Source organism: Deinococcus aquatilis DSM 23025, assembly GCF_000378445.1.
Lineage (GTDB): Bacteria > Deinococcota > Deinococci > Deinococcales > Deinococcaceae > Deinococcus > Deinococcus aquatilis.
Genome location: NZ_KB899733.1, coordinates 12,481 through 33,488 on the forward strand (window position 1 = coordinate 12,481; position 21,008 = coordinate 33,488).

The following is a 21,008-nucleotide window of genomic DNA, read 5'->3' on the forward strand; positions in this document are numbered from 1 at the left end:
GCATTTATCAAAGAAATGGCCGTCCCTATAAAGGCAAAATTCTGACCTAGTAGCCTAGTTAAACTTAGCATGTATTGCCCTAAGAAATTTTATCTTAATGCTCTTGATAGGAAGTAGAAATATAATAATTATCGACAGCCGAATAAGTTTCTGTTTAAGTGTAAGGGTTGATTTTAAGGCTATCCCTATCAGACCAAGCGTCTTTGATGAATTATAATAACAGTAAAGCGATAAGTAGTATATAGTTGAAACAGTCCAATGATCCACATCATTTTTACATGGAGCCTTTTCTAAAAGATATTGACACCTTTTTAAATAAAGATCTAAAGATTTTTTTGCCTTGGCCTCATTAAAGGGCGCTTTATAGTTATTGTTCCCATGAATTCTATAGAAGGATAGAATTAAATCAGACTGCTTAATGGTAGCTGAAAGAGGAATGCTCGAAAACAAATACGAATCTGCCGATATTCTAAAATCATCTTGTGGGATGGGCATTACCTCTTCCAGCGCTGTTCTCGACCAAGCGTTTCCAGAAGTCGGAGGAAATTTTATATTTCCGGGGCCTTTTGATAACAAATCCCCTCGCAGATTTCCGCTTCTATGATGCCTTCTGTCGATTACTTCATAGATCTTAGAATCTTTATCCATCCTTCGCATCAGGAATTGTATACATTCTTTTGTGCCGGACTCAAAAAGCCCAGCTACCTGTCCTATAATATGAGGAGTTAAAACATCGTCACTATCTAAGAAAATGATGACCTCTCCACAAGACATTTGATATCCTGCATTCATAGCACTAGCCTGACCGCCGTTTGATTTTGCTACATATTTAATTTTTGCGCCATATTCTAAAATTACTTTCTCTGAATTATCTGTACTGCCATCATCTACGACGATAATCTCAATATTCTCGTAATCCTGCTTTACTGCGCTTTCTATGCATTCAGATATGTAATTTTGGTAGTTATAGTTGTTAATAATGATGCTGACTAGAGGTTTATCCATGGCGCAACCTCATTTGTCCTGCATACTTTTTAAGAGTCCGACGGGTATAAGGCATGATAACCACCACAGTAAGCGGTACTAGAGCGAGAGGTCCGATAAAGTGTGTGAAGAGTGCCAGCGCACACGGCAGACCCCAGAAGGCAGCCAGCTTGTAATTTGGTGAGCCAACCTGTCGGACAATTAGAGTATGAATAACAATATAGGCAAGAATTCCAACCACTTCGGCCCATCCATACCCTATGACGCCGTAGCGTGGTACAAGCAGGTAAGCAGATAGGGCAAACAGCATGATATGTACGACATGAAACAGAGCAACATCCAGATTGCGCTTGAAGACATACAAGACAGAAGAGTGGAGATTAAATACGGCGTTGACCAAGACACCAAGGGCTATAAAGGGGAAAATAGTCATGCTGGCAGCCCAACTGGCACCAAAAAATTTGGGCAAGACCAGTGGGGCAACAAGGGCAAACATGACCAAAAAGGGGCCAACGGCTAGCACCTGCAATCCAGCACCTTCTGTCACGGCTTTGCGGATGCGCTGTTTATCATCCTGCATTTTTGACAAAGCAGACAGAGCGATGCGGTAGGTGGCAGACTTCGCAAAAGAGAGGAGGTCAACAAAGCGGATGGCAAGCGCAATGATGCCGACAGCTTCCGCTCCCAAGAACCGGGCTACGATTAGGGGATTGACCAGTTGGCGTAGTTGCCAGACCCAGTTTGCGGCTGCATAAGCCAGTCCATAGCTCAACATCTGCCTTACAAGCGTACTATCCCAGCCCGGTTTCAGGCGTCGGCCACTGAACCACAGCAAAAGGGGCAAACCGACCAATTGACTGGTCAGAACACCAAGTGCAGGTGCCACCGCGCCGAAACCCTGCCAAGCCATAGCAACGGCAACAAGCATATTGACCACCTGAATGATCAGTTCAGCCAAGGCCACCCGCTCATAGTTCAGGTCGCGTTCCAGCTGGGCAATGGCCGTGATCCCCAACAACTGAACAGGCAGTGCCAGCAGCATCAGGGGCAGGACTGCACCAAAATGTGGAAGCTTGAAAGTCGTCTCCAGCAGAGGGAGTGAGAAGAAGGTAAGCAAGGCCAATCCGGTGCCCACCGCAAACATTAGCGTAGCGGCCACATTGTATTCATAGGCGGAAGGAACAGTTTCATTGCGAATCAGGTACACGTTGAGTCCCAGCAAGCTTAGGCTGAACAGATAGCTCTGAAGACTTGCTGCGACAACGTAAACGCCGTAGTTGCTGGGGCCGATGACACGGGTTACCAGCAACAACGAAAGGAGCGACAGCACCATGCCGACGCCCTGCCTGCCTGCCAGTACGGCACCCCCCCGGAGGGCTTTAGTCCGTAGCGTCACACAGTACCGTCTGCTGGATGGTCTGGGTCATCCGTTGAAGCCCCTGGGCCAGAGCCACCTGGGGCGTCCAGCCGAGCAGTTCCTGGGCGCGGGAGATGTCGGGTTTGCGCTGCTGGGGATCATCGCTCGGCGCAGCCTGATACACCACCGCCAGCTCCGGATCAATAATCTCCCGCACCACATCCGCCAGTTCCAGCATGGTGAATTCCGTCGGATTGCCCAGGTTCACCGGCTCGTGATAACTCACGCCCATCAACCGCACGATCCCTTCGACCAGATCGTCCACATACTGAAAGCTGCGCGTCTGCAACCCGTCGCCGTAGATCGTCAGTGCCTCGCCCCGCAACGCCTGATGCACGAAGTTGGTGATCACCCGCCCATCGTCGGCCCGCATGCGCGGGCCGTAGGTGTTGAAGATCCGGATAATCCGGGTATCTACCCCCTTGGCCCGGTGATACGCCATCGTCATCGCCTCGGCATAGCGTTTGGCCTCGTCGTAACAGCTTCTCAAGCCGTTGGGATTGACATGCCCCCAGTAACTCTCCGGCTGGGGGTGAACATGCGGATCACCGTACACCTCACTGGTGCTGGCCAGAAAGAACTTCGCGCCGTGCTTGAGAGCCAACTCCAGACCGTGTTGGGTGCCCTGGGCACCCACCATCAGGGTTTCGACCGGGAATTCCTGGTAGTGAGGGGGGCTGGCTGGAGAAGCGAAATGCAGCACCCAGTCCAGCGCCTCACCGGTGTAGGGGATGCCGAGGCTGACATCGGCCTGAATGAAGCGGAAGCGTGGATGAGTCAGAAACAATTCAGTGTTCTGGCGCTGACCGCTGATGTAGTTGTCCACGCCGATCACGGTGTGGCCTTCGTTCAGGAAGCGTTCCACCAGATGCGAACCCACGAACCCCGCACTCCCCGTGATCAGGATGGTCTGCGGCGCCGACTCGGTCACCCTGGTACCTGTTCAGCCAGGTACTGAGGCGCTTCACGGCCAATCTGTTCCACCTGTGCGGGCAGCGCGTCGCGCAGAATATTGCGAGCATCGATGATCAGCGGGCGGCGCATGGTCCCCACCAGCTCGGCCCAGTTCAGCTGCACATACTCATCCCACTCGGTGGCGATGATCACGGCGTCGGCACGGGCAATGGCGCTGACCGGGTCGCTGGCGGGGGTATAGCTGAGGTGCGTCCACTCGCGGGCGGCGCGGGGCATAGCGACTGGGTCGTGGGCCGTGACCACTGCGCCCAGCTGGGTCAGGCGAGCGATCAGGTCATGGGCGGGAGCGTCGCGCAGATCGTCGGTGTTGGGCTTGAACGCCATCCCCAGTACAGTAATGCGTTTGCCCTTCAAGCTTTTCAGATGACGCATCAATTTGTCTATGACGGTCTGACGCTGACGGTAGTTGACGTCGATGGCGGCCTGCAGGATCGGCATGGCGTAATTGTGTTCACGCCCGGCACTGATCAAGCCCTGCGTGTCCTTGCCGAAGCAGCTGCCACCCCAGCCCAATCCTGCCTGCAGGAAGCGGTGACCGATGCGTCCGTCGAAGCCGATGCCCGTACTGACTTCCTGAACGTCTGCGCCGACCCGCTCACACAGGCCCGCGATTTCGTTGGCAAAGCTGATCTTGAGGGCCAGAAACGCATTGGCCGCGTACTTAATCATCTCGGCACTCTGTAGTGTGGTCTTGACCAGCGCCGGGCGGGTGTAACTGTCGGGGCGCGGTGTGCCTACAGGGGGCACGAAGGTCTGCTCGATCAGCGGCGCGTACAGCCGGGCCAGATAATCCACGGCGTCAGGATGGCCACCCATCACCAATCGGTCGGGGTAGAGGCTGTCAGACAGCGCCGTGCCTTCGCGCAAAAATTCCGGGTTGCTGACCACGCGGTGACGCGCCTCGTCGAAGTTGGGCGAGTGGTCTTCCAGCAGGCGCTGCACGTAATCACCGGTGCCGATGGGCACGGTGCTCTTGTTCACGATGATCTGTGCGTGCCCGTTCAAATACGGCGCGAGGCTGGCCGCGGCGCTGGTCACATAGGTGAGATTGGGGGTTCCATCAGGCCCGGGGGGCGTGCCCACGCAGATGAAGATCACATCGGCCTCAGCCACTGCACCGTAGCTGGTGGTCCAAGTCAGACGTCCTTCCTGTCCAGCCAGCAGGCCTTCCAGTCCCGGTTCGTGAATCGGCACCTCACCACGCTGTAACTGGGCAATTTTTACAGGATCGATATCGATGCCCGTGACCTGATAGCCGATGTGGGCCAGCAGTCCGGCGGTGCCGAGACCAACGTAACCGGTGCCAATGACGGCAACGCGTTGGGGAAAAGTATTCTTCATGCGAAATGCTCCAATTCAGGTGTACGTTTGAGTTGCTGCACCACCTGTTTGATGTCTTGGGTGCGGTCTTTGCGAACCACCAGAGTGACGTCTCCAGCCCGCACCACGACCACATCCTCGAGGCCTATCGTGGCGATCAGGTCATCGCCGTTGGTGGTGTAGAGGATCGCGCCGCCTGTGTCGAGGCTGATGTGCCGCCCGACAGTCACGTTGACTCCGTCCCCTTTCAGCAGTCGCTCCAACGCATTCCAGTCGCCCAGGTCGTCCCAACCGAAGCTGGCCGGAATGACCACCACGTTGGCCGCCCGTTCCATCACGGCGTAATCCACGCTGATTTTCGGAAGGCTGGGATAGACCTGCCGGAGGCCACCCCGAACCTGTGACGCCGCGCTCATAGGACCGTACAGCTCTGGCACATGCTGCTCAAAAGCCTGCAAAATCGCCTGGACACGCCAGACGAACATGCCGCTGTTCCATAAGAAGCGCCCGGTGGACAGGAAGTGGGCGGCAGTCTGGGCGTCGGGTTTCTCGGTAAAGCGCCTGACCTGATAGGCCTCACCCACGGTACCGGTCAGCAACTCTCCCTGCTCGATATAGCCGTAACCGGTGGAGGGATACTCCGGTGTGATGCCGAGCGTGACCAGCGCTTCACCCGCTGAGGCAATTGTGATGGCCTGAGCCAACGTGCGGGCGAAGGCCACCTGATCCTGAACCAGGTGATCGGCAGGAAATACGCCCATGATGGCGTCGGGATCGTCACGGGCAATCGTCAGGGCGGCATACAGAATGGCGGCGGCCGTGTCGCGGGGCAGCGGCTCAACCAGCAGGTTTTCCATCGGCAGGTCGGGCAGATGCTCCAGCACCTGCGAGCGGTGATTGTGGGCAGTGACCACCATCAGGCGGTCAGGCTCGCCACTCGTTTGATTCAGTCGGTCGGCGGTGGCCTGAAGGAGGCTCCGCCCCGTGGGTTCGAGAATCAGGAACTGCTTGGGTTTATGCTGACGCGACAGGGGCCAAAACCGTTCCCCGCTGCCACCGGCCAAAATCACTGGATAGAACATAACTCGGTTTCCCCCTGTGCGGTGACCGGGTGACTACTCCGCCCCGGAATAACAGGGACTCTACCGGATGCTTTATTACACATTTGTCATTCTCATTATGACTCTCATGAATTTTCCCACAAGGCGGTTGTTCAAGCCTGAGAATTGTTGGATCAAAAATAACCTGCGGGGCTCATTCTCTTAACCAGTGTCAAGGAGTTGATTGGCTCATGAATAGGGGTGAGCGCACCGTTCAATTGATGCCGCCAACTAGCCGCCAACACGCTGCACGACCTCTTCTAAAATGATTCTCAGACTGGTTGGCGAATCCGCTTCGACGTACACCCGCAGCAGAGGCTCTGTCCCACTGGCCCGCACGAGTACCCAGGCCTCGCGGTCTAACAACAGTTTGACGCCGTCCCGTTCGTTGATGCTCTGTACGTTCCACCCCGCGATCTCTGTCCAGCCTCTCACCTCATTTAAGGTGACGTTTTTGTTGAAGCTGGCGGGCATCTTCAGATCTACCCGGTCATAGGCATGTGAAAAGCCGGTTAAAAGTTCAATGTCGCGAAACAGATCCGGCAGGCTCCGTCCACTCTGGGCCACGGCTTCTAGCAGCAAAAGGCTGTTGAACAGGCCGTCACGCTCCGGGAGATGTCCCTGCACACCCAGCCCGCCGGATTCCTCGCCGCCGATCAGCACGGCCTGCGCCGCATCCTGCTCGCCTTCCAAAAAAGCGTCAGTGACATATTTGAAGCCGATTGGTGTTTCGGTGACGGACAGCCCCAAGTGCTCGGCCAACAATTCGACGATGCGGCTGGTCGAGACCGTCTTGATGACCCTGCCGCGCAGGCCTTTGCCGTGCAGATGCTTCAGGAGCACGGCAAAGATCTGATGGCTGTTGAAAAAGGCCCCGCCTGCCACGACGATGCCCAGACGGTCTGCGTCTCCATCGGTCGCCGTGCCGAAGGTCAACGCTTTTTCATGGGTCATCACGGACATCAGCTCTGCCAAGTTGGGCGCGATGGGTTCAGGATTCACGCCGTAGAACTGAGGATCGGGTTGACCATGCAGGGGCCGGATCTCCACGCCCAACCCGGCGTGCTGGGCATAGGCTTCCAGCCAGCCGCAACCTGCGCCGCCCATCGCATCGTGATACAGCACCCCTTGGTAACTGCGCAGCGTGTCCAGATCAAGCAACCTGTCCAGAGACTCGAAATAGCTGCGGCGGCCATCGAAGAGCGTCACCTCACCGGGGGTCCTGCCGGGCGCCTCAACCCCAGACAGCTCGGCCTCAACCTGTCCCACGATCTCGGGTGTGGCGCTTCCTCCGTACGGCCCCTTGAACTTGTATCCGTTGTATTCCGGTGGATTGTGGGAGGCCGTGATCATCGCCCCACCCGCCGCGCCGAGGTGCCGGGTGGCAAACGACACGACAGGCGTGGGCAGGAAGCTCTGAGAAAGCCAGACGTTCAGGCCGTGCTGCGCCATCACAGTTGCGCTGAGGTGTGCAAACCGTTCTCCGAGAAAGCGGGTGTCGTACCCGACCACTACGCTCTTGCCGCCCTGCGCGGTCAGGTAGCGTGCGTGAGCTGCGGCCACATGCGTCACATTTGCAAAGGTGAAGCCTTCTGCAAGCACGTCGCGCCAGCCATCGGTGCCGAATTTGATAGACATTCACATCCTCCCGGAACACTGCTCCAAAACTGCTCAGTAGAACGGCGCCCGGAGACGCAAACAAGCGTGACTGTAGCATGAGGAGAGTCGTGATCTGACCTTAATGTTTTACTGGTTCGAAGGTTGACAGCTGAGAAGGCATTCACCGTCCACGGGCATTCGAAACGAAACGACGCACGAGATTGGCGGGTGCATAAACTGCAGAGGTGCGGGTACCCATGACAAAAAATCTATTCATGAGGGGAAACTCTATTGACGTGAGCATCTCTATCTCTGTTGACATGTACGCTCATCACCGCAATGACCAAGTTTTCCGCCTGTTTGATGACACGGTACACAATCTGATAGTGGTGTCGCGTGACCTGCACACATCTGTACCCTTTAAGGGCTTTTTTGAGCGGTTTGCCCTGTTTGAGCGGTTCGGTTCTGAGCCCCATTGCCTGCTGGAGAATGGCAGTTATCGTGGCATGATCATCAATACGCTCTAGATCCGCTGCGGCATGAGCATCAAATTTGACAAGGAACTCAAAAGTAGGAGCAGTGGCAGGCTCTGTAGGTTTCTTGTGGCGAGCCATGATTCTAGACTGTCGGCGGCTGTGAGTCCAAAACCGGCGTATGGATGCAGAAGAGGGTCATAAGGTAATGCCGTGTTTCGCGGCCACGTCTTCAATGGGAATCAGAATTGACTCGCCCAGCTCAAGCTGCGAGACCCGTTCCAAGATATTGGGTTGATGAGCCAAGACCCCTGAGGTTGTCACATCTTCAGAAGGGGTGTATTCCAAAAGATCAGCTACGCTGTAGATCTGACCAGTCAGAGCGTGAAGTCCGTCAAGGATATCGGTGAGTGTGTCCAAGTCTACCCGTTCCGTTTTACCGTTGTACAAGGCATTAACCGTAGCGTAGCGTAGTCCTGCAGCGGCCGCCAAAGCCGTCTGTTTTATCCTCTGCCGTTCCATGATCTCGGGCAGTGTGTTGCGGATACTTCCCATTTGCTCAGCTTACACTTTAGGTTGGATAGGCTATACCTTTTCCCGCTTGAAATTATACGGGAAAAGGTATAGCTTTACGAAGCAGAGAGGGCGCTTACCGTCGAAAAGTCGCGCCCTCACTGACTCCCCCTAAACAGAAGGAATCGTTATGAACGATACCACTACATCTCGTTTCATCACCCATTCTCGGCGAGTCAATGGGGCTAACTCGGTGTGCTCCACGCCTATAGCTACGCTGATTTATCGTGTTGTCCGCACTAGGCCTGCATATTGGACTGGTTGTTTAGGTCTCTCCGGTCACAGTTAATGGCCCAGTCTCCAGTGCCCCCCCCATCCCAGATTTCCCGTGCTCGGCAGCGCTTCTTGGGGCTGACCAACAATCACCCCCCCCCAGAAACCCAGGCACAGCCTCCAGAGATCATCGAGTTAACCATGGAGGTGCACCGACGTTTACTGGCCCAGCTCTATGCTCCCGGCGAATTCCGCAGTGGGCCGCTTTTCGGCTCACGCAACTCTGGCGTCAGGCGCATCACCCAGGCATCGCGTGGGGTGCCGCCAGGGCTAATTTCCAATGACTCGGGAGCGTTCCATTTGGATGCCCGGTATGTGTTGGGCTTGAGTGACATCCTCACGGACAGCGACAGCGAGATTGATTGGGTGGGTCACTGGCTGATCGCCCCTCATGGCCACCTGGGCAGCGTTCAAGAGCATTTGGACTGGATGCGCCAAGCCCAAACACAGGCGCTCGCTGACGAGGACATCTTCCTCCTGACCTTGGGCCGAGAAGAGGAGAGCGTGGAATACCGAGCATTCATCCTCCAGGGGCAGCGGGTCACCAACGTGCCCGTCGTGTTTCTGCCTGCCCAGGAGAAATAAGACGGAGGGCTTGGCGCTTTAGGGCAGGGAGTCATCAGAACTCCCTGTTCGGTAGGTTGCCTTGCGCTTCGCGGCATCCTTATTGCATTCGGGGACCCTGCACACCCCAGTTTGCCCGGAGCAGAGCTGAGAAGGGACTACCCCAAGACGCCCAGCGAGTCTGGTCTGGATGGTAAACGGCTGTGTGGTTGACCTCGGCGCACCGTTCAGGGGCAGGGTTTCTCACGGGTACCGTCCCCTTCGGATATAGGCGTGTCCAGCCCGCGGGAGCGATAGCTTTGCGGGAAAAGCAGGTAAAAACATCGGGTTGACCTCTCAAAGTGGCTTTGGTGGCCAGCGACACCTTTGCGTGAGATTGAGTGGAGTTTGCGAGGAGGTCACTTGGCACAGCATTCTCTGTTTCTAAAGATCAGCGATACCTTTACGGGAAAAGACTCGAAAGTAGCGATACTTTCGCGGGATTTCAGATCAGATCAGCGACATCATTGCGGAAAAAAACGTAAGAATGCCGTCTATAACGTTGTTTTATGTATTGCTCGTGGTTCTTTTATTGCTTTACCTGATTATGGCAAGTTCAAGCTGTTATCGCATAGGGGCACCAAGAGCAGCTGGCCTGAACTTCAGGTCACCTGCTCCACGACCGCCCTTCAATTTCGCAGGGCGATGGTCAACGGATGTCAGCGGTCGTTGGCGGGCAAGGTAAAGCGTGCGGCACGGTGGAGATTGGCGATTCTGGCGTGGAGATCGAGAACTTCCTGCGCCCGCTCGACTTGCTGAAAACCCATTTGGCTCCGTTCCTGACGTTGTGCGGATCGGTGAGATTGTTCAATCAGGTTGTCACACTGGGCGCCTGAGATGATCTGCTGGTGATCGACATCATCCAGTACCGGAGCTCACGGATCGCCGCCCCGTAGCTTGCCAATTTATCGGTGCAGCCTGTTTCTGGGACATTGCATTCACCCAGCAGGCATCAGAAAAATGACATCGCCGCCGAGGTGCCGTGGTGCCTTGGAAAGAACATCAAGCACCGCACCGTATTCGTCGACGGCCCCCCATAACCAAGGAGTTGCCCTGCCCACGACCACATGCCACCGGGAACCCGCTGCACCCGCTGCTGAAGTTGATGCACCAAGTGCGGATGGATTCGCGAGACACCTTGATTTGATGCCCCGCTCGAACAGCACCTCCTCAACGTCTCGGTTGCTCAGGGCAGAGCGGTCGTAAAGCAGGGGCGGCATGGCCGATGACCGACCTCGGGAACCGGTAACTGGGCGGCTGCCGGTCGGTCAGCACGGCCTCACCTTACGCCAACCACTTTCCAGAACCGCTAGAACTAGCGATACCTTTGCGGGAAAATATAGGGCGAAGGAGGTAAATCTGTCCCATTTGTCTCGGTCTCACTAGCGATACCTTTGCGGGATATTTGTAGGATATTTGAAAAAGGTCGTTCCAATGCAGCCATATCCGTATCTGTCCACTAGCGATAACTTTGCGGGGTTGAGGGCCGAACTAGCGATACCTTTGCGGGATTCAGATTTTCGACCACTAGCGATACCTTTGCGGAATTTAGGAGTTAAGATCGTGCCAGACAACGATTTAGGGATTTCTTCCCAGAAATTGCCAAATAACTCCCACTAGCGATACCTTTGTGGGGTTTCCCCTCGAAATTAGCGATACCTTTGCGGGATTTAGGGCCAAACTAGCGATACCTTTGCGGGAAAAAACTGAAATGTACTGTGTAGGACGCAGAACGATGACGCCTTTGTTGTTGTTCTTTTATATCTTTACCTCAGTTAAAAACAACAACAGGAGCAGACAGTGGCGAAGAAGTCCAAACCCCAAAATATTCACGACGAACTCAATTTCGCCCGGTTCGGCGTGATCAGCATGCATTCCCGGATCGACCAGAACATCACCAGTTGGAATACCGAGTTCACAGTGAATACCCGTACCTTCCGAATCGAGGCCATTACCCCTCAGGGCCGCCCGCACGGGATTGATACGGACACGCTGGTGGCACTTGAAACCTTGTTCGTGGCGCACGGGTGTCCGGAAGACAACTGGGTTCATACCACTGCCTACGCAGTGCGGGAATTGATGGGCCTGTCCAACAACGGCGAGAATTATCACCGACTTCGCCAGAGCATCCGGCGACTGTATTTCACCAGTGTCATCGTAGGCCGCAAAACGGCCCTGACGGGCAGCCAACGGATAGGGTGGGACAATGTGGGGGTTCGCTTCTTCGAAGGCCTGCGTTACCGCGACAGTGAGGATAACGGGGAACTGAGTACCCTTGACAGTGAGGCCACCTTCAGCATCCGCTTGGGAGAACAACTGGCTTCAAGCATTCGGGCCGGCATTTCTCAGGTGCTTGACGGTCACCTGCTTCACCAGTTGGAACAGCCGCCTGCACGGGCGCTCTACCGCACGTTGCAGGCCCACCGCCGACAAGATGACGGCACCCTGCTGACTGAACTCCGGGTGCCCCTGTCACAGTGGAGACAGGCCACTGGCTTGACCACCGACCGCAGCGACCTCGTTCGGCGGGCTTTGGAGGCGGCACATGACGAGTTGCGGGCCAACAACTACCTGGAGCACGCGTCAATTGAGGGTCGGGGCAAAACTGCGGTGGCCTGTTACGTCTTTGCTGACGTGGCTGCGGCCGATCCAGCGTTGGTGGTGATGCTGCGCCAGGCAGGCGTGACCGTGGCGCGTGCGGCTTCGCTTGCAGGAAGGCATCCCGACCGGGTGGAGGAAGCGCTGCGGTTCTTGGAACACCGCCGCCAAGCAACCAGCGGATCCGTTCGTAATCCTGGGGGATTGGTGGCCGATTTCTTAGAGAATCCTTCCAAGTACGATCTTCCCCCAGATTTCATCGCTCCAGAAGTCCGGCAAGGACAGCGGAAAGTGCAGGCCCAACGACAGCGGGCTCAGGCAGAACAAGAAGCCCAGCTCAAAACAGAGGCTGAATTTGTAGAGTTGAACGCCGCTCCGCCAGAAGTTCAGTGGGCGGCCCAGCGCGCCACGCTGCAGCTGATCCTCAAGCGGCATCTCAACGCTGATCAGTGGGCACAGCTGGAAGCGTTGGCGCTTCGGGGCGAGATTCAGGCGGCGGAACTGACGCGCGCGCTGGTGAGTGCCGCCGCCACGTCTTCTTTGGGCCAACAGGTCGACCAGCTCAAGGAACAGTTGCACTCACTTGGCAGCACTCTACGCCACAGGTGAGTGCGGCAGGCCGGAACACTGAGACGCAGTCGGACCCGGTCAGTGTTCCAGGTCGTTGACAGAGGCAGTGAGAGGGACGCTTCAAGGCAACCGGGTTTATCTCTGTTTTCCAGAGGAACCTGCACCGAACAACAGAATCCAGCACGGCAAAATCACCCTGGGCGCCATCCGACTGGGATGGCCGTGACAGTGGGCCGCGCCGCGACCCGCGCACATTGCCCGCTCTTCTGAAGGTCACCAGCCAGACGGGCAGGTAGGGCGGCGGCGGGCTGGGAATGCTGACACGCCTGACCTTTCTCCAAGGAGTGTTCAGCATTTTGCTGGTTTGCAGCCCGGTGGATCCACTCCTGACGCGTGAAAGGGCGGACAGCTGCCTGGCCTGCAGGCGCGGCCGCGCCGACTTCTGTATTGGCATGTCCTGATGGTTTCTCCGCCGCTTCTGGCCTGCGTGCTGGGCAGCGCTATGACGTCTTCCAGGCAGCCTGTTACTGACGAAGGTGATTCCTGGCCACCACTGGCCGTCCAAATTGCCAGAGGACAGGTTTACGGCCTCTTTCTCCAGCGCGGTGGCCGGGTACGGTTCAAACAGGTGAGCGAAGAGCCTCAGCGCTGGCCGGCCCCCAGTTGGAGGTAACGGCCTACCCTCCAACAACCGCAAACCGCGGCCCCGACAGAAAGGAATGGGGTCTTGTTCCTTTGGGGGGAGTGAGCCGTATGCTGGCGCAGCGCATGGACGACCTCCTCCGCTTCAGTTCGGTGCCCTGTCGGTTCAGGCTGTTCAAGTGGCCCGCCTGTCTTACCTTCAGGGGCTGACCACCGACGCCATTGCCAAAGAATTGGGCCTGTCCCGCCCCAGAGTGTCGCGGCTGCTGTCACATGCCCGGCGCAGCGGCCTGGTCGAGATCCGCATTCACGATCCGGAAGGCAAGGCCCAGGGACTGCAAGCAGAACTGCAGCTGCGTTCCCCCTTTTTTCAGGCCCAGGTGGTGGGCATGCTGCTGAGCAGCGCTGGGTGGATGCACGCGAGAGGAGTACACGCAGCAGGGTGAGGAACTCACCCTGCGCCTGGACGCCCTGCTGAACCGGGCACCACTGAAGTCGAAAGCGAACGAGCGACTCCGACTGGGCATCCTGGAGCAAGACGTGTTGGATCGGTTGTGGCGATTTCTGAAGGACCTGGATATTCCACCGACGAACAACGCGGCGGAACGGAGTCTGCGAACCGTCGTGATGGCGAGGAAGGTCTCGCAGTGCAGCAAGAACGTGGTGGGCGGGCAGACGTACATGCGGATTAAGTCCACCGTGGAGACCGCGCGCTTGCGCGGTCAAGACCCCGTCGCGGTTCTGATCAGCCTGACCCGGTAACGCTTGGGTACCCGGCTGGAAGCCGAACACCCCTGGGCTCGCTAATCACAGACGTCATTCTTCACACAACAACCCTTGGGAGGCTGGAGAACTGGTTTACCTGAAAAAGGTGCATTCCAGTGTGACGGCTTCGCCCGCGTCGACGCTGTAGGCCCGCCCAGCCAACCTGCCCTCCTCCCAGCCCACCACCAACAGGACGTGGCAGTCATCGAAAAGACCCAGAGAAGCTCCCAGCTGCAGCCACGTCAGGTCCTCCCGAACATCTGGCAGCGAGCTGTCGGGATAGGCGATCCAGTTGCCTCGCCAATCCACCTGCTCGCCGTGCACCGCGGCCACACAGTCGCTCCAGCCAAACACGTAACGCTCATCCACAGTCAACACAGCGTCATCCACATCGGCATACCACCACGGAAACCCCATGGGACTGGCCAGAAGGACCTCCAGAAGGCCTGCCCTGAGGGAGCCGAACAGCAGTCCACCGCGCAGCCGCCCGGGGGCGCACAGCTGCTGACGCAATTGGCAGCGCGCGCCTGAAGCAAACTGAACCTGCTCCGGCAGCATCACGTCTTCATCGCTTCGCGGGCGGTGGTCTGGCGACAGACCTAAAAACCGTTGTCGGGCACGCATAAGTGATCCTACCATAGATAGTGTTCAACACGATGTGTGGTAGACTTCTGATCTCGGTCTCCGCTCATAGTTGTGGCAGTGTCCCTTGTCCCCCACCGCGCCCGAGAACGTTTTGCAGCCGCCCTCCTGCGTCTCCGTCAGGAGCGGGGCTGGTCACAAGAAGAACTGGCCGCACAGGCCAAGCTGCACCGCAACTACGTGGGTTCGATTGAACGCGCAGAGCGCAATATCGGCGTCGACAACATGGAAAAGATTGCCGAGGCCCTGGGCGTTTCGCTGAGTGACATGCTGCGTGTCGGGGACGGCTAGGAGCTGCCGGCCAAGGGTCAAAGACAGTGTCGAAATAAGGTGATGCCAATGTCTTTTGTCGGGTTTGTCCGTCCTTGCGCTGCACGCCATTCCTGCAGCGTGATTCAGAAGAGCAGCGCGACCTGAGCGAAGTACGCGGCCTCTTGGACCCTCAGCCGCACTGCCGATCCATAGCCCTCAGTGAAGGCGTCCCGCCTGAACCGCGTGAGTTCGTGCGTCGCCATAGCCACGTCGTAACATGGGTCGCCAACATCCGCAAACGCGCAGTCGATCAGGCCCGTCACGCGCTCGCCTGCCGTGATGACATTGTCCAGAAACCGGTCGCCACGGACGAGAGCCGGTGCCAATGATGTGGGCCGCTGATCCTGGGGCCGCCCCTGCCGGGCCGCGCGTGCCGTTGGATTCAGGCTGTTCGTAACGGCCAGGACGTTCTCGAGCCAATCGTGGCTGCCGAAGCTGGGCGTGGTCAAGCCCAGTGCGGAGCGCCGCTTTGAGCGTCGTTCCCTTCAAGCGCCGGGTCACGGGCCAGTCTTCCTCTCCAGACGAGATGGGGCGCTCTAGGAACAGCAGCGGCTCAGGCGCGGGCATGCCGGGCGGGTGGACGGGGCAAAGTGCGCGGCGCCCACGTGGGTTCAGCTCCAAGTGTGGTTTGATAGAGCGTTTAAGCACGACGGGGTCGCCGTGGGAGTCGAGCGCAAAGGTAACGCGGGAGGTACAACCCTGGTGGGGGGTTTCTGGAGCGGTGTGTCACCAAGGAGCGCCCTGACCTGATCGGGAAGGTCAGCGAGCACCAAGGGCAGGGCGCCCAGCTGCGACTGCGTGCAGGCAGTGGCCACGCCCTTGAACCGGTGGTCGAGCGCTTGCCCGACCACTCAGTGGGTACCAGTGGCTGGCGACCGTTCGTGCTCCAATCAAAACCCGCCGATCTACTGCCGGTCGACGAGTCTCAGGTCCATCTGGAGGACCAGCGGCGCGAAGAACTGTGAGCCGAGATGAGGGAGTTATTGCGCGGCGCACTGGTTATCTACAGCACCGAATCCTTCGAGCTCTGGAACTGGACCGGTCGCTGCGTTCAGGCATGGCCGCTTGCAGCAGCGCAGTGCCCTCAAGGTCTACCACCTCCCATCCCGAGACGGGAGGTCCACAGCTGCCCTCACGCTGCTGGTAACGTGAAGAAGAAGGTGCTGCCCTCTCCAACTACGCTCTCCAGCCACAGCTGACCGCCGTGCCGCTCCACGATTTTTTTGCACACCGCCAGCCCGATGCCGGTTCCCTCAAAGGCCTCGCGCCCGTGCAGCCGCTGAAAAATCTCGAAGATGCGGCCAAAGTACTGGGGCTCAATGCCGATGCCGTTGTCCGACACCGCAAAACGCCAGAAGTCGCCGTTGCGCACGGCGGAAACCTGCACCCGTGGCCTCACGCCCTCCCGGCGGTACTTCAGCCCATTGGAAATCAGGTTCTGCAGCAGTTGATCCAGTTGCTGTGGATTGACCTTGACCCCCGGTAAGCCTTCTGCACTCAGGTCAAAGGTGCCTGCCGCATCCTCCGACTCAAGGCGGCGGGCGACCTCATCAAAAACCGCCTGACTGTCCACCAGAACTTGTTCGTGCTGATGGGTATGGATGCGCGAAAAGGTCAGCAGATCGTCCACGAGGCGCTTCATATGTTCGCCGCTGCTCACGATCTGCTGCAGATACAGCTGACCCCGGTCATCGAGTTGGCCGCTGTATCGGTGGGCGATGATTCCTGCAAAACTCGTCACCGCCCGGATGGGCGCCTGAAGGTCATGGGAAGCGATGTAGGCGAACTGCTCGAGTTCTGCGTTGCTGCGCTCCAGCTCATGCGTCCGCAGCTCCAGTTCTTGCGTGCGGGTCTCCACCCGGCGTTCCAGGGTGTCGTGGCTGCCCTGAAGCTGCTGGTAGAGGCGGGCGTGGTCGAGGGCCAGTCCAGCGCGCCGACCCAGCTCGAGGGCCAGATGCAGGTCTTCCGCGCCAAAGCTCCGGTCTGTTTCTGCCAGTGCGTAGGCCATGACTCCAATCGTGCGGCCATGCGCCACCATCGGCACCGCCATATAAGAGTGCAGTCCCAGAGCATGTACCCGCTCTTTTTGTTCCTGACTGATCTCCTGGGCCTCGATCAGGGCCGGACTGAGATGAGGTACATGCATAAAACGACCCGTGCGGTAGATCTCTGCGGCTCCGCTGGAGGAATCCACCCTGACAGGCGTCTGGTGAACATAATCGCGCAGCAGGTCAACTTTGGCTGGATCACGGTGTGCCAGCCCATAGGGATAGAGCACCTCACCTTCGGGCAGGTAAGCGGCGTACCAGTCGGCCAGCCGGGGCACCACCAGTCGCCCCAGATGTTCAAGCGTGACCCCGAAATCCAGGGACGAGGCCAGAGCTTCTCCAGCCTCTGCCAGAAAGGCCAGATGTTCGCGGGCCTGCCGCTCGGCTTCCATGAGTTGTGCCCGGTTGAGGGCCACCGCGCAGTGCTCAGCCATGGCCGTCAGGAACAGCTGTTCGGCCTCCTCAAAGGCGTGGACCTGATCGTAGACGAGGGCCAGATAGCCGAAGACCCGGCCCTGCGCCTGAAGCGGCAGAGCGGCGGCGGCCATCAGCTCTGGGGGGCCTTTCTGGGCCAGGTCGCTGAACTGCTGGGTGAGGGCATCCCGGTGGCCGAAGACCGCCTTTCCAGTGCGAACCACGTGACTGCCGGGAAGATCGAGTGTCAGCGGAAAGGACGCCAGAGCTGCCTTGGTCCGGGCGTCGTAATTGAGTTCTCCTAACAGCTGCAGATGTTGACCGTCCGGCGTCAGGACACCCACCGAACCCCGCGCGGCCCGCGCAGCAGGCATCACTTCCCGTAGGATCAGGTCAACGGCTTCAGCGGGTGTGGTGGCCTGCGCCAACTGGCCAGCCACGGCATAGAGCGCCGCCTGACGGACATGCGCCTGCACCTGATCGCTCACGTCGCGCAAATAGGCGGTAAAAGAGGGCCCATCTTCCAGTTGCAGGGCATGCACCGAGAGTTCACACGGAAAAGTCTGTCCGTCCCGGCGCTGGGCCTCCAGCCGGATCCGCTGATTCAGAATGCGGGCGTGCCCCGTCTTCAGGTAGCGCTGCATGCCTTGGTAGTGGGCTTCCCGGTAGGCAGGGGGCACAATCAAGTTGCCGAGCAGCTGCCCCAGCGCTTCGGCGCGGCTGTAGCCGAAAGTTTGCTCAGCCGCCCGGTTCCACTCTGTGATGTGTCCCTGTGAGTTGATCGAGATGATGCAGTCGAGGGCCGCATTGAAAAGGGAAGAGGGAAGAACGGAATTCATAGCAGTGCAGCGCATTCTAGAGTCTTCGCGAGGGGGCTGCCTGCATAAAATCGACTTTCCGACGTCAGGTGCTGAACAGCAGTGGTGAACTGCCGGAAAATCAGGACGGGCAGTCCACCTCACAGGCCTTTATTCCTGAGCGGAAGGAAGACGGCCCGAGTGACAGTTCTGTCAGATTTCTCCTCTGAGAATACCGTGAGGCCGTTAATTTTCCCCTCATCTTGAGATTGGCTGGTCTTTCCAGTGGATTTCTGCACTATTTCCGCAAGATCATTGGAAGAGCCCATTTTTTATTCTTTCTTCATCCAACGAGCCCATTCAGATCTCGGGGTTGTCTGCTTCAGCGTCCGGTCGTCCTCTTCTCGCCCCTGATGTCGGTTCTACGTCAAGAGACTTCGTCTACGCCGTTCTCTTGTCCACCATCAGCCGGCGGTCTCCCCACAAGGGGACCTCACCGCACTGCTGGTTCAAGGTCACCGCCGCGAACCAGTCACCTCGCTGGAACATGGGTCCCGCTCTTGCCGGTTTTCCGCCGCGCTGCTCTCAGAGCAAAGCCACCCCAATCCAGGTCACCCATGGGGCCCGCACCTCAGCTCAGCAGGCTGGCAAACCTTTGGCCCAGCGCCACACCCCAGGTGCTCCGAGGTCACGCCGCACCGAAAGTACAGCCTGCCCTTCCGCGTTCAAGTCAACTGAGACTCCTTTCCCCCTGAGGTCGCCTGTGAAAAAATCCCTGTCTTTGCTCCCCCTGATGCTCGCCCTTGCCGCAGGTTCTGCCGCTGCTGCCAGTGCTCCTGCTGGAAGCACCATCTCCAACACCGCCACCGCGTCGTATGCGGATGACAACGGCACGGCGCAGCCCAACGTGCTGTCCAACAACGGCGTTCCCGTCACCACCACCGTGCAGGCGGTGCCCAGCTTCACCATTTTGCCCAACTCGGTGGGCACGCCGCTGACCGCGGGCTTTACACCGAGTGAGCAGAAGAACGTGAAGCCCGGGCAAACCAACGTGGCCTTCACCTACGTCCTGACCAACACGGGCAACGTGCCCAATGAGAGTTATAGCCTGGGCCGCGCTACCTTCAACAGCGGCTCAGCTGGCTTGGCCAATGTCCGCTACTACCTGGAGACAGGCACCAGCGCGGGTTTCGATGTGGCCACCGACCTCCTGATCAGCAACAACAAAATCAGCGGCTTGGCTCCCGATGCTCAAAGCACCTTCTATGTGGTGTATGACATCCCCAGCACCGCGGTCGATGGTCAGAAACTGGGCCTGACTCCAGTGGGCACCCGCGATGCCAACTCCACCTACGACGCTGGTCAGACCTTCACCCTGTCTGACAGCGACAACTACAACCAGTCCCTGGTCACCCGCGTTGACGCCGGCAACCTTGGTCCCCGGGGTGACGCGGATGCCAACGGCACCCTGGACGGCACCGCCACGCCGGCCGCACCCTACAACGTGGCGCTGGGAACCACCACCTACAACCAGGTGATCCCCAGCGCGGATACCCAGACCACTCTGGCTCCGGCCAGTCCTGCGGCACAGGCGGTGTACTTCAGCAACACGGTACGCAACTCCGGTAACCGCGACGACCGCTTCACCCTGACGGTGCCCACGACGGCCGCCCTGGACGCGGCGGGCTTCCCGGTGGGCAGCGTGGCCGAACTGTTCACAGCCGACGTGAACGGTGTTCTCACGCCTGTCACGACTACCCCCCTGCTGGCCGCCGACCCCGACGGCGCCGGCACGGGGTTGGGCGGCAGCTTCTCGTTCACCGTGCGCGTGAGTCTTCCTGCCAACGCCATGCCTGACCTGCCCGGCACCGTGCCCAGTGTGACGGTCACGGCCACCTCCACCAACGATCCCGCGCAGTCGGACACCACGCTCGACCGGGTGCAAATCGAGCGCGGTCTGTTCGGCAATGCCACCGCAGGCAGCCCCGGCACCCCCGCGGCCGACCCCACGCTCAACCCCACCAAACCCGGTACCCCGGGCCAGACCGTCCCGATTCCAATGGATCTCTACAACGCGGGCAACGTCAGCGGGACCTACACCCTAGTGGGCAGCGTCACCTTCACCGATGCCAACGGACAGCCGGTGCTCGCGCCCATCACCTACTACACCGACACCGATGGAAACGGTGTGGCCGACAATGCCACCCCCATCGTGACCCAGACCGTGGCTGCCGGCGCAGAACTCAAACTTGTGGGCGTGGTGACGGTGCCAGCAGGCGCGGTGACCGGAACCGCCACGGCGGCGCAGTCCGCTACCCTGAAGAACGGCGCCACCACCGTGATCGTCTACAGCGACAACAACGACACGGTGCAGGTTGGGCTCGTGGGCGGCATTGTGGTCAAAAAGTTCGTAGACAACACAGGGTTAAATGACGCTGCCAACCCTTACCCGGCTGAACCGACGCTCACCACTGATCCGGCCAACTACAACGCGGGCAGTCAGGCCAAGCCGACCGATGTGCTGCGCTACGTGATTTACGGCCGCAACACCCGCAACGCTGTGATCAAGAATTTTGTTCTGAGCGACACGCTGCCTGTGAACAGTGCGCTGCGCAGCCTCACAGCCACCTACAACGACAACGGCAGCACCTACACCAACTCGGACAAGAGCGCCGGTTCGAAAGTGATGTACCGGGTGGATCCCACGGGTGTCTGGTCTGCCACTGCTCCCACTAACGTTACCCTGCCCAGTGGCACCGTGTTCCAAGTGGCTTACGACTGGAACAATGACAACCTGATCAACAACACCGATATCTTGCCCAGCGGCGCCGAGCTGAAGCTGGTATTTAAAGTGACAGTCAACTAACTTCTGCCGGGCCTGCCCCGCGTTTGCGCGGCAGGCC

At 58.4% G+C, this 21,008-nt stretch carries 17 protein-coding genes and 1 pseudogene; 6 read left to right on the forward strand and 12 right to left on the reverse strand.

Annotated elements, in window-relative coordinates; translation table 11 throughout:
- Positions 1-54 precede the first annotated feature (54 nt).
- From F561_RS28010 to F561_RS27335, 8 genes are all read right to left on the reverse strand, one after another.
- Positions 55-1,005, reverse strand: a complete 951-nt coding sequence (locus tag F561_RS28010) for a glycosyltransferase family 2 protein (protein WP_083922530.1) — start codon at positions 1,003-1,005, stop codon at positions 55-57.
- On the reverse strand, positions 998-2,380 hold the full coding sequence (locus F561_RS0117910; RefSeq protein ID WP_026299033.1) for an oligosaccharide flippase family protein: 1,383 nt from the start codon (positions 2,378-2,380) through the stop codon (positions 998-1,000). The genes F561_RS28010 and F561_RS0117910 overlap by 8 nt, the downstream gene beginning before the upstream one ends.
- A complete protein-coding gene (locus F561_RS0117915; RefSeq protein ID WP_019011340.1) occupies positions 2,364-3,332 on the reverse strand; it encodes a UDP-glucuronic acid decarboxylase family protein in 969 nt (322 codons plus the stop codon). The genes F561_RS0117910 and F561_RS0117915 overlap by 17 nt, the downstream gene beginning before the upstream one ends.
- Positions 3,329-4,717, reverse strand: coding sequence for a UDP-glucose dehydrogenase family protein (locus tag F561_RS0117920; RefSeq protein WP_019011341.1), 1,389 nt, complete (start codon positions 4,715-4,717; stop codon positions 3,329-3,331). The genes F561_RS0117915 and F561_RS0117920 overlap by 4 nt, the downstream gene beginning before the upstream one ends.
- Positions 4,714-5,778 carry a mannose-1-phosphate guanylyltransferase gene (locus F561_RS0117925; protein ID WP_019011342.1) on the reverse strand — a complete coding sequence of 355 codons (1,065 nt, stop codon included), beginning with the start codon at positions 5,776-5,778 and terminating at the stop codon, positions 4,714-4,716. Before F561_RS0117925 ends, F561_RS0117920 begins: the two co-directional genes overlap by 4 nt.
- A 249-nt stretch (positions 5,779-6,027) precedes the next feature.
- On the reverse strand, positions 6,028-7,434 hold the full coding sequence (locus F561_RS0117930) for a phosphoglucomutase/phosphomannomutase family protein (RefSeq protein ID WP_019011343.1): 1,407 nt from the start codon (positions 7,432-7,434) through the stop codon (positions 6,028-6,030).
- 230 nt (positions 7,435-7,664) lie between these two features.
- Positions 7,665-8,009, reverse strand: coding sequence for a type II toxin-antitoxin system RelE/ParE family toxin (locus F561_RS28015; protein WP_083922531.1), 345 nt, complete (start codon positions 8,007-8,009; stop codon positions 7,665-7,667).
- A 57-nt stretch (positions 8,010-8,066) separates the two neighbouring features.
- Complete coding sequence (locus tag F561_RS27335) at positions 8,067-8,423, reverse strand: helix-turn-helix domain-containing protein (protein ID WP_019011345.1); 357 nt, start codon at positions 8,421-8,423, stop codon at positions 8,067-8,069.
- A 363-nt stretch (positions 8,424-8,786) separates the two neighbouring features.
- Here F561_RS27335 and F561_RS0117945 point away from each other — a divergent pair, with 363 nt between their 5' ends.
- A complete protein-coding gene (locus tag F561_RS0117945) occupies positions 8,787-9,299 on the forward strand; it encodes a hypothetical protein (RefSeq protein ID WP_019011346.1) in 513 nt (170 codons plus the stop codon).
- A gap of 677 nt (positions 9,300-9,976) precedes the next feature.
- On the opposite strand, the pseudogene F561_RS28020 reads toward F561_RS0117945, so the two are convergent.
- A pseudogene (locus F561_RS28020) lies at positions 9,977-10,592 on the reverse strand (DDE-type integrase/transposase/recombinase).
- 525 nt (positions 10,593-11,117) lie between these two features.
- On the opposite strand from F561_RS28020, the gene F561_RS0117955 reads away from it, so the two are divergent.
- The 3 genes from F561_RS0117955 to F561_RS0117965 all read left to right on the forward strand — a co-directional run bounded on the left by F561_RS0117955 (position 11,118) and on the right by F561_RS0117965 (position 13,889).
- Entirely contained in the window at positions 11,118-12,524 is a 1,407-nt protein-coding gene (locus tag F561_RS0117955; protein ID WP_019011348.1) for a replication initiator protein A, read from the forward strand.
- Between the two features lie 782 nt (positions 12,525-13,306).
- On the forward strand, positions 13,307-13,573 hold the full coding sequence (locus tag F561_RS0117960) for a MarR family transcriptional regulator (protein ID WP_019011349.1): 267 nt from the start codon (positions 13,307-13,309) through the stop codon (positions 13,571-13,573).
- Positions 13,574-13,589: 16 nt separating this feature from the next.
- Complete coding sequence (locus F561_RS0117965) at positions 13,590-13,889, forward strand: IS66 family transposase (RefSeq protein WP_083922532.1); 300 nt, start codon at positions 13,590-13,592, stop codon at positions 13,887-13,889.
- A 96-nt stretch (positions 13,890-13,985) separates the two neighbouring features.
- Here the strand turns inward: F561_RS0117965 and F561_RS0117970 are convergent, their stop codons facing one another.
- Complete coding sequence (locus tag F561_RS0117970) at positions 13,986-14,516, reverse strand: hypothetical protein (protein WP_245556566.1); 531 nt, start codon at positions 14,514-14,516, stop codon at positions 13,986-13,988.
- A 78-nt stretch (positions 14,517-14,594) separates the two neighbouring features.
- On the opposite strand from F561_RS0117970, the gene F561_RS0117975 reads away from it, so the two are divergent.
- A complete protein-coding gene (locus tag F561_RS0117975) occupies positions 14,595-14,825 on the forward strand; it encodes a helix-turn-helix domain-containing protein (RefSeq protein WP_157451986.1) in 231 nt (76 codons plus the stop codon).
- 104 nt (positions 14,826-14,929) lie between these two features.
- Here F561_RS0117975 and F561_RS0117980 read toward each other — a convergent pair whose 3' ends face one another.
- Together F561_RS0117980 and F561_RS0117985 are read right to left on the reverse strand one after the other, a co-directional pair.
- On the reverse strand, positions 14,930-15,295 hold the full coding sequence (locus F561_RS0117980) for an aminoglycoside phosphotransferase family protein (RefSeq protein WP_019011353.1): 366 nt from the start codon (positions 15,293-15,295) through the stop codon (positions 14,930-14,932).
- 683 nt (positions 15,296-15,978) lie between these two features.
- A complete protein-coding gene (locus tag F561_RS0117985; RefSeq protein ID WP_019011354.1) occupies positions 15,979-18,147 on the reverse strand; it encodes an ATP-binding protein in 2,169 nt (722 codons plus the stop codon).
- A gap of 721 nt (positions 18,148-18,868) precedes the next feature.
- Here F561_RS0117985 and F561_RS0117995 point away from each other — a divergent pair.
- Entirely contained in the window at positions 18,869-20,971 is a 2,103-nt protein-coding gene (locus tag F561_RS0117995; protein ID WP_157451987.1) for a hypothetical protein, read from the forward strand.
- Positions 20,972-21,008: the final 37 nt, after the last annotated feature.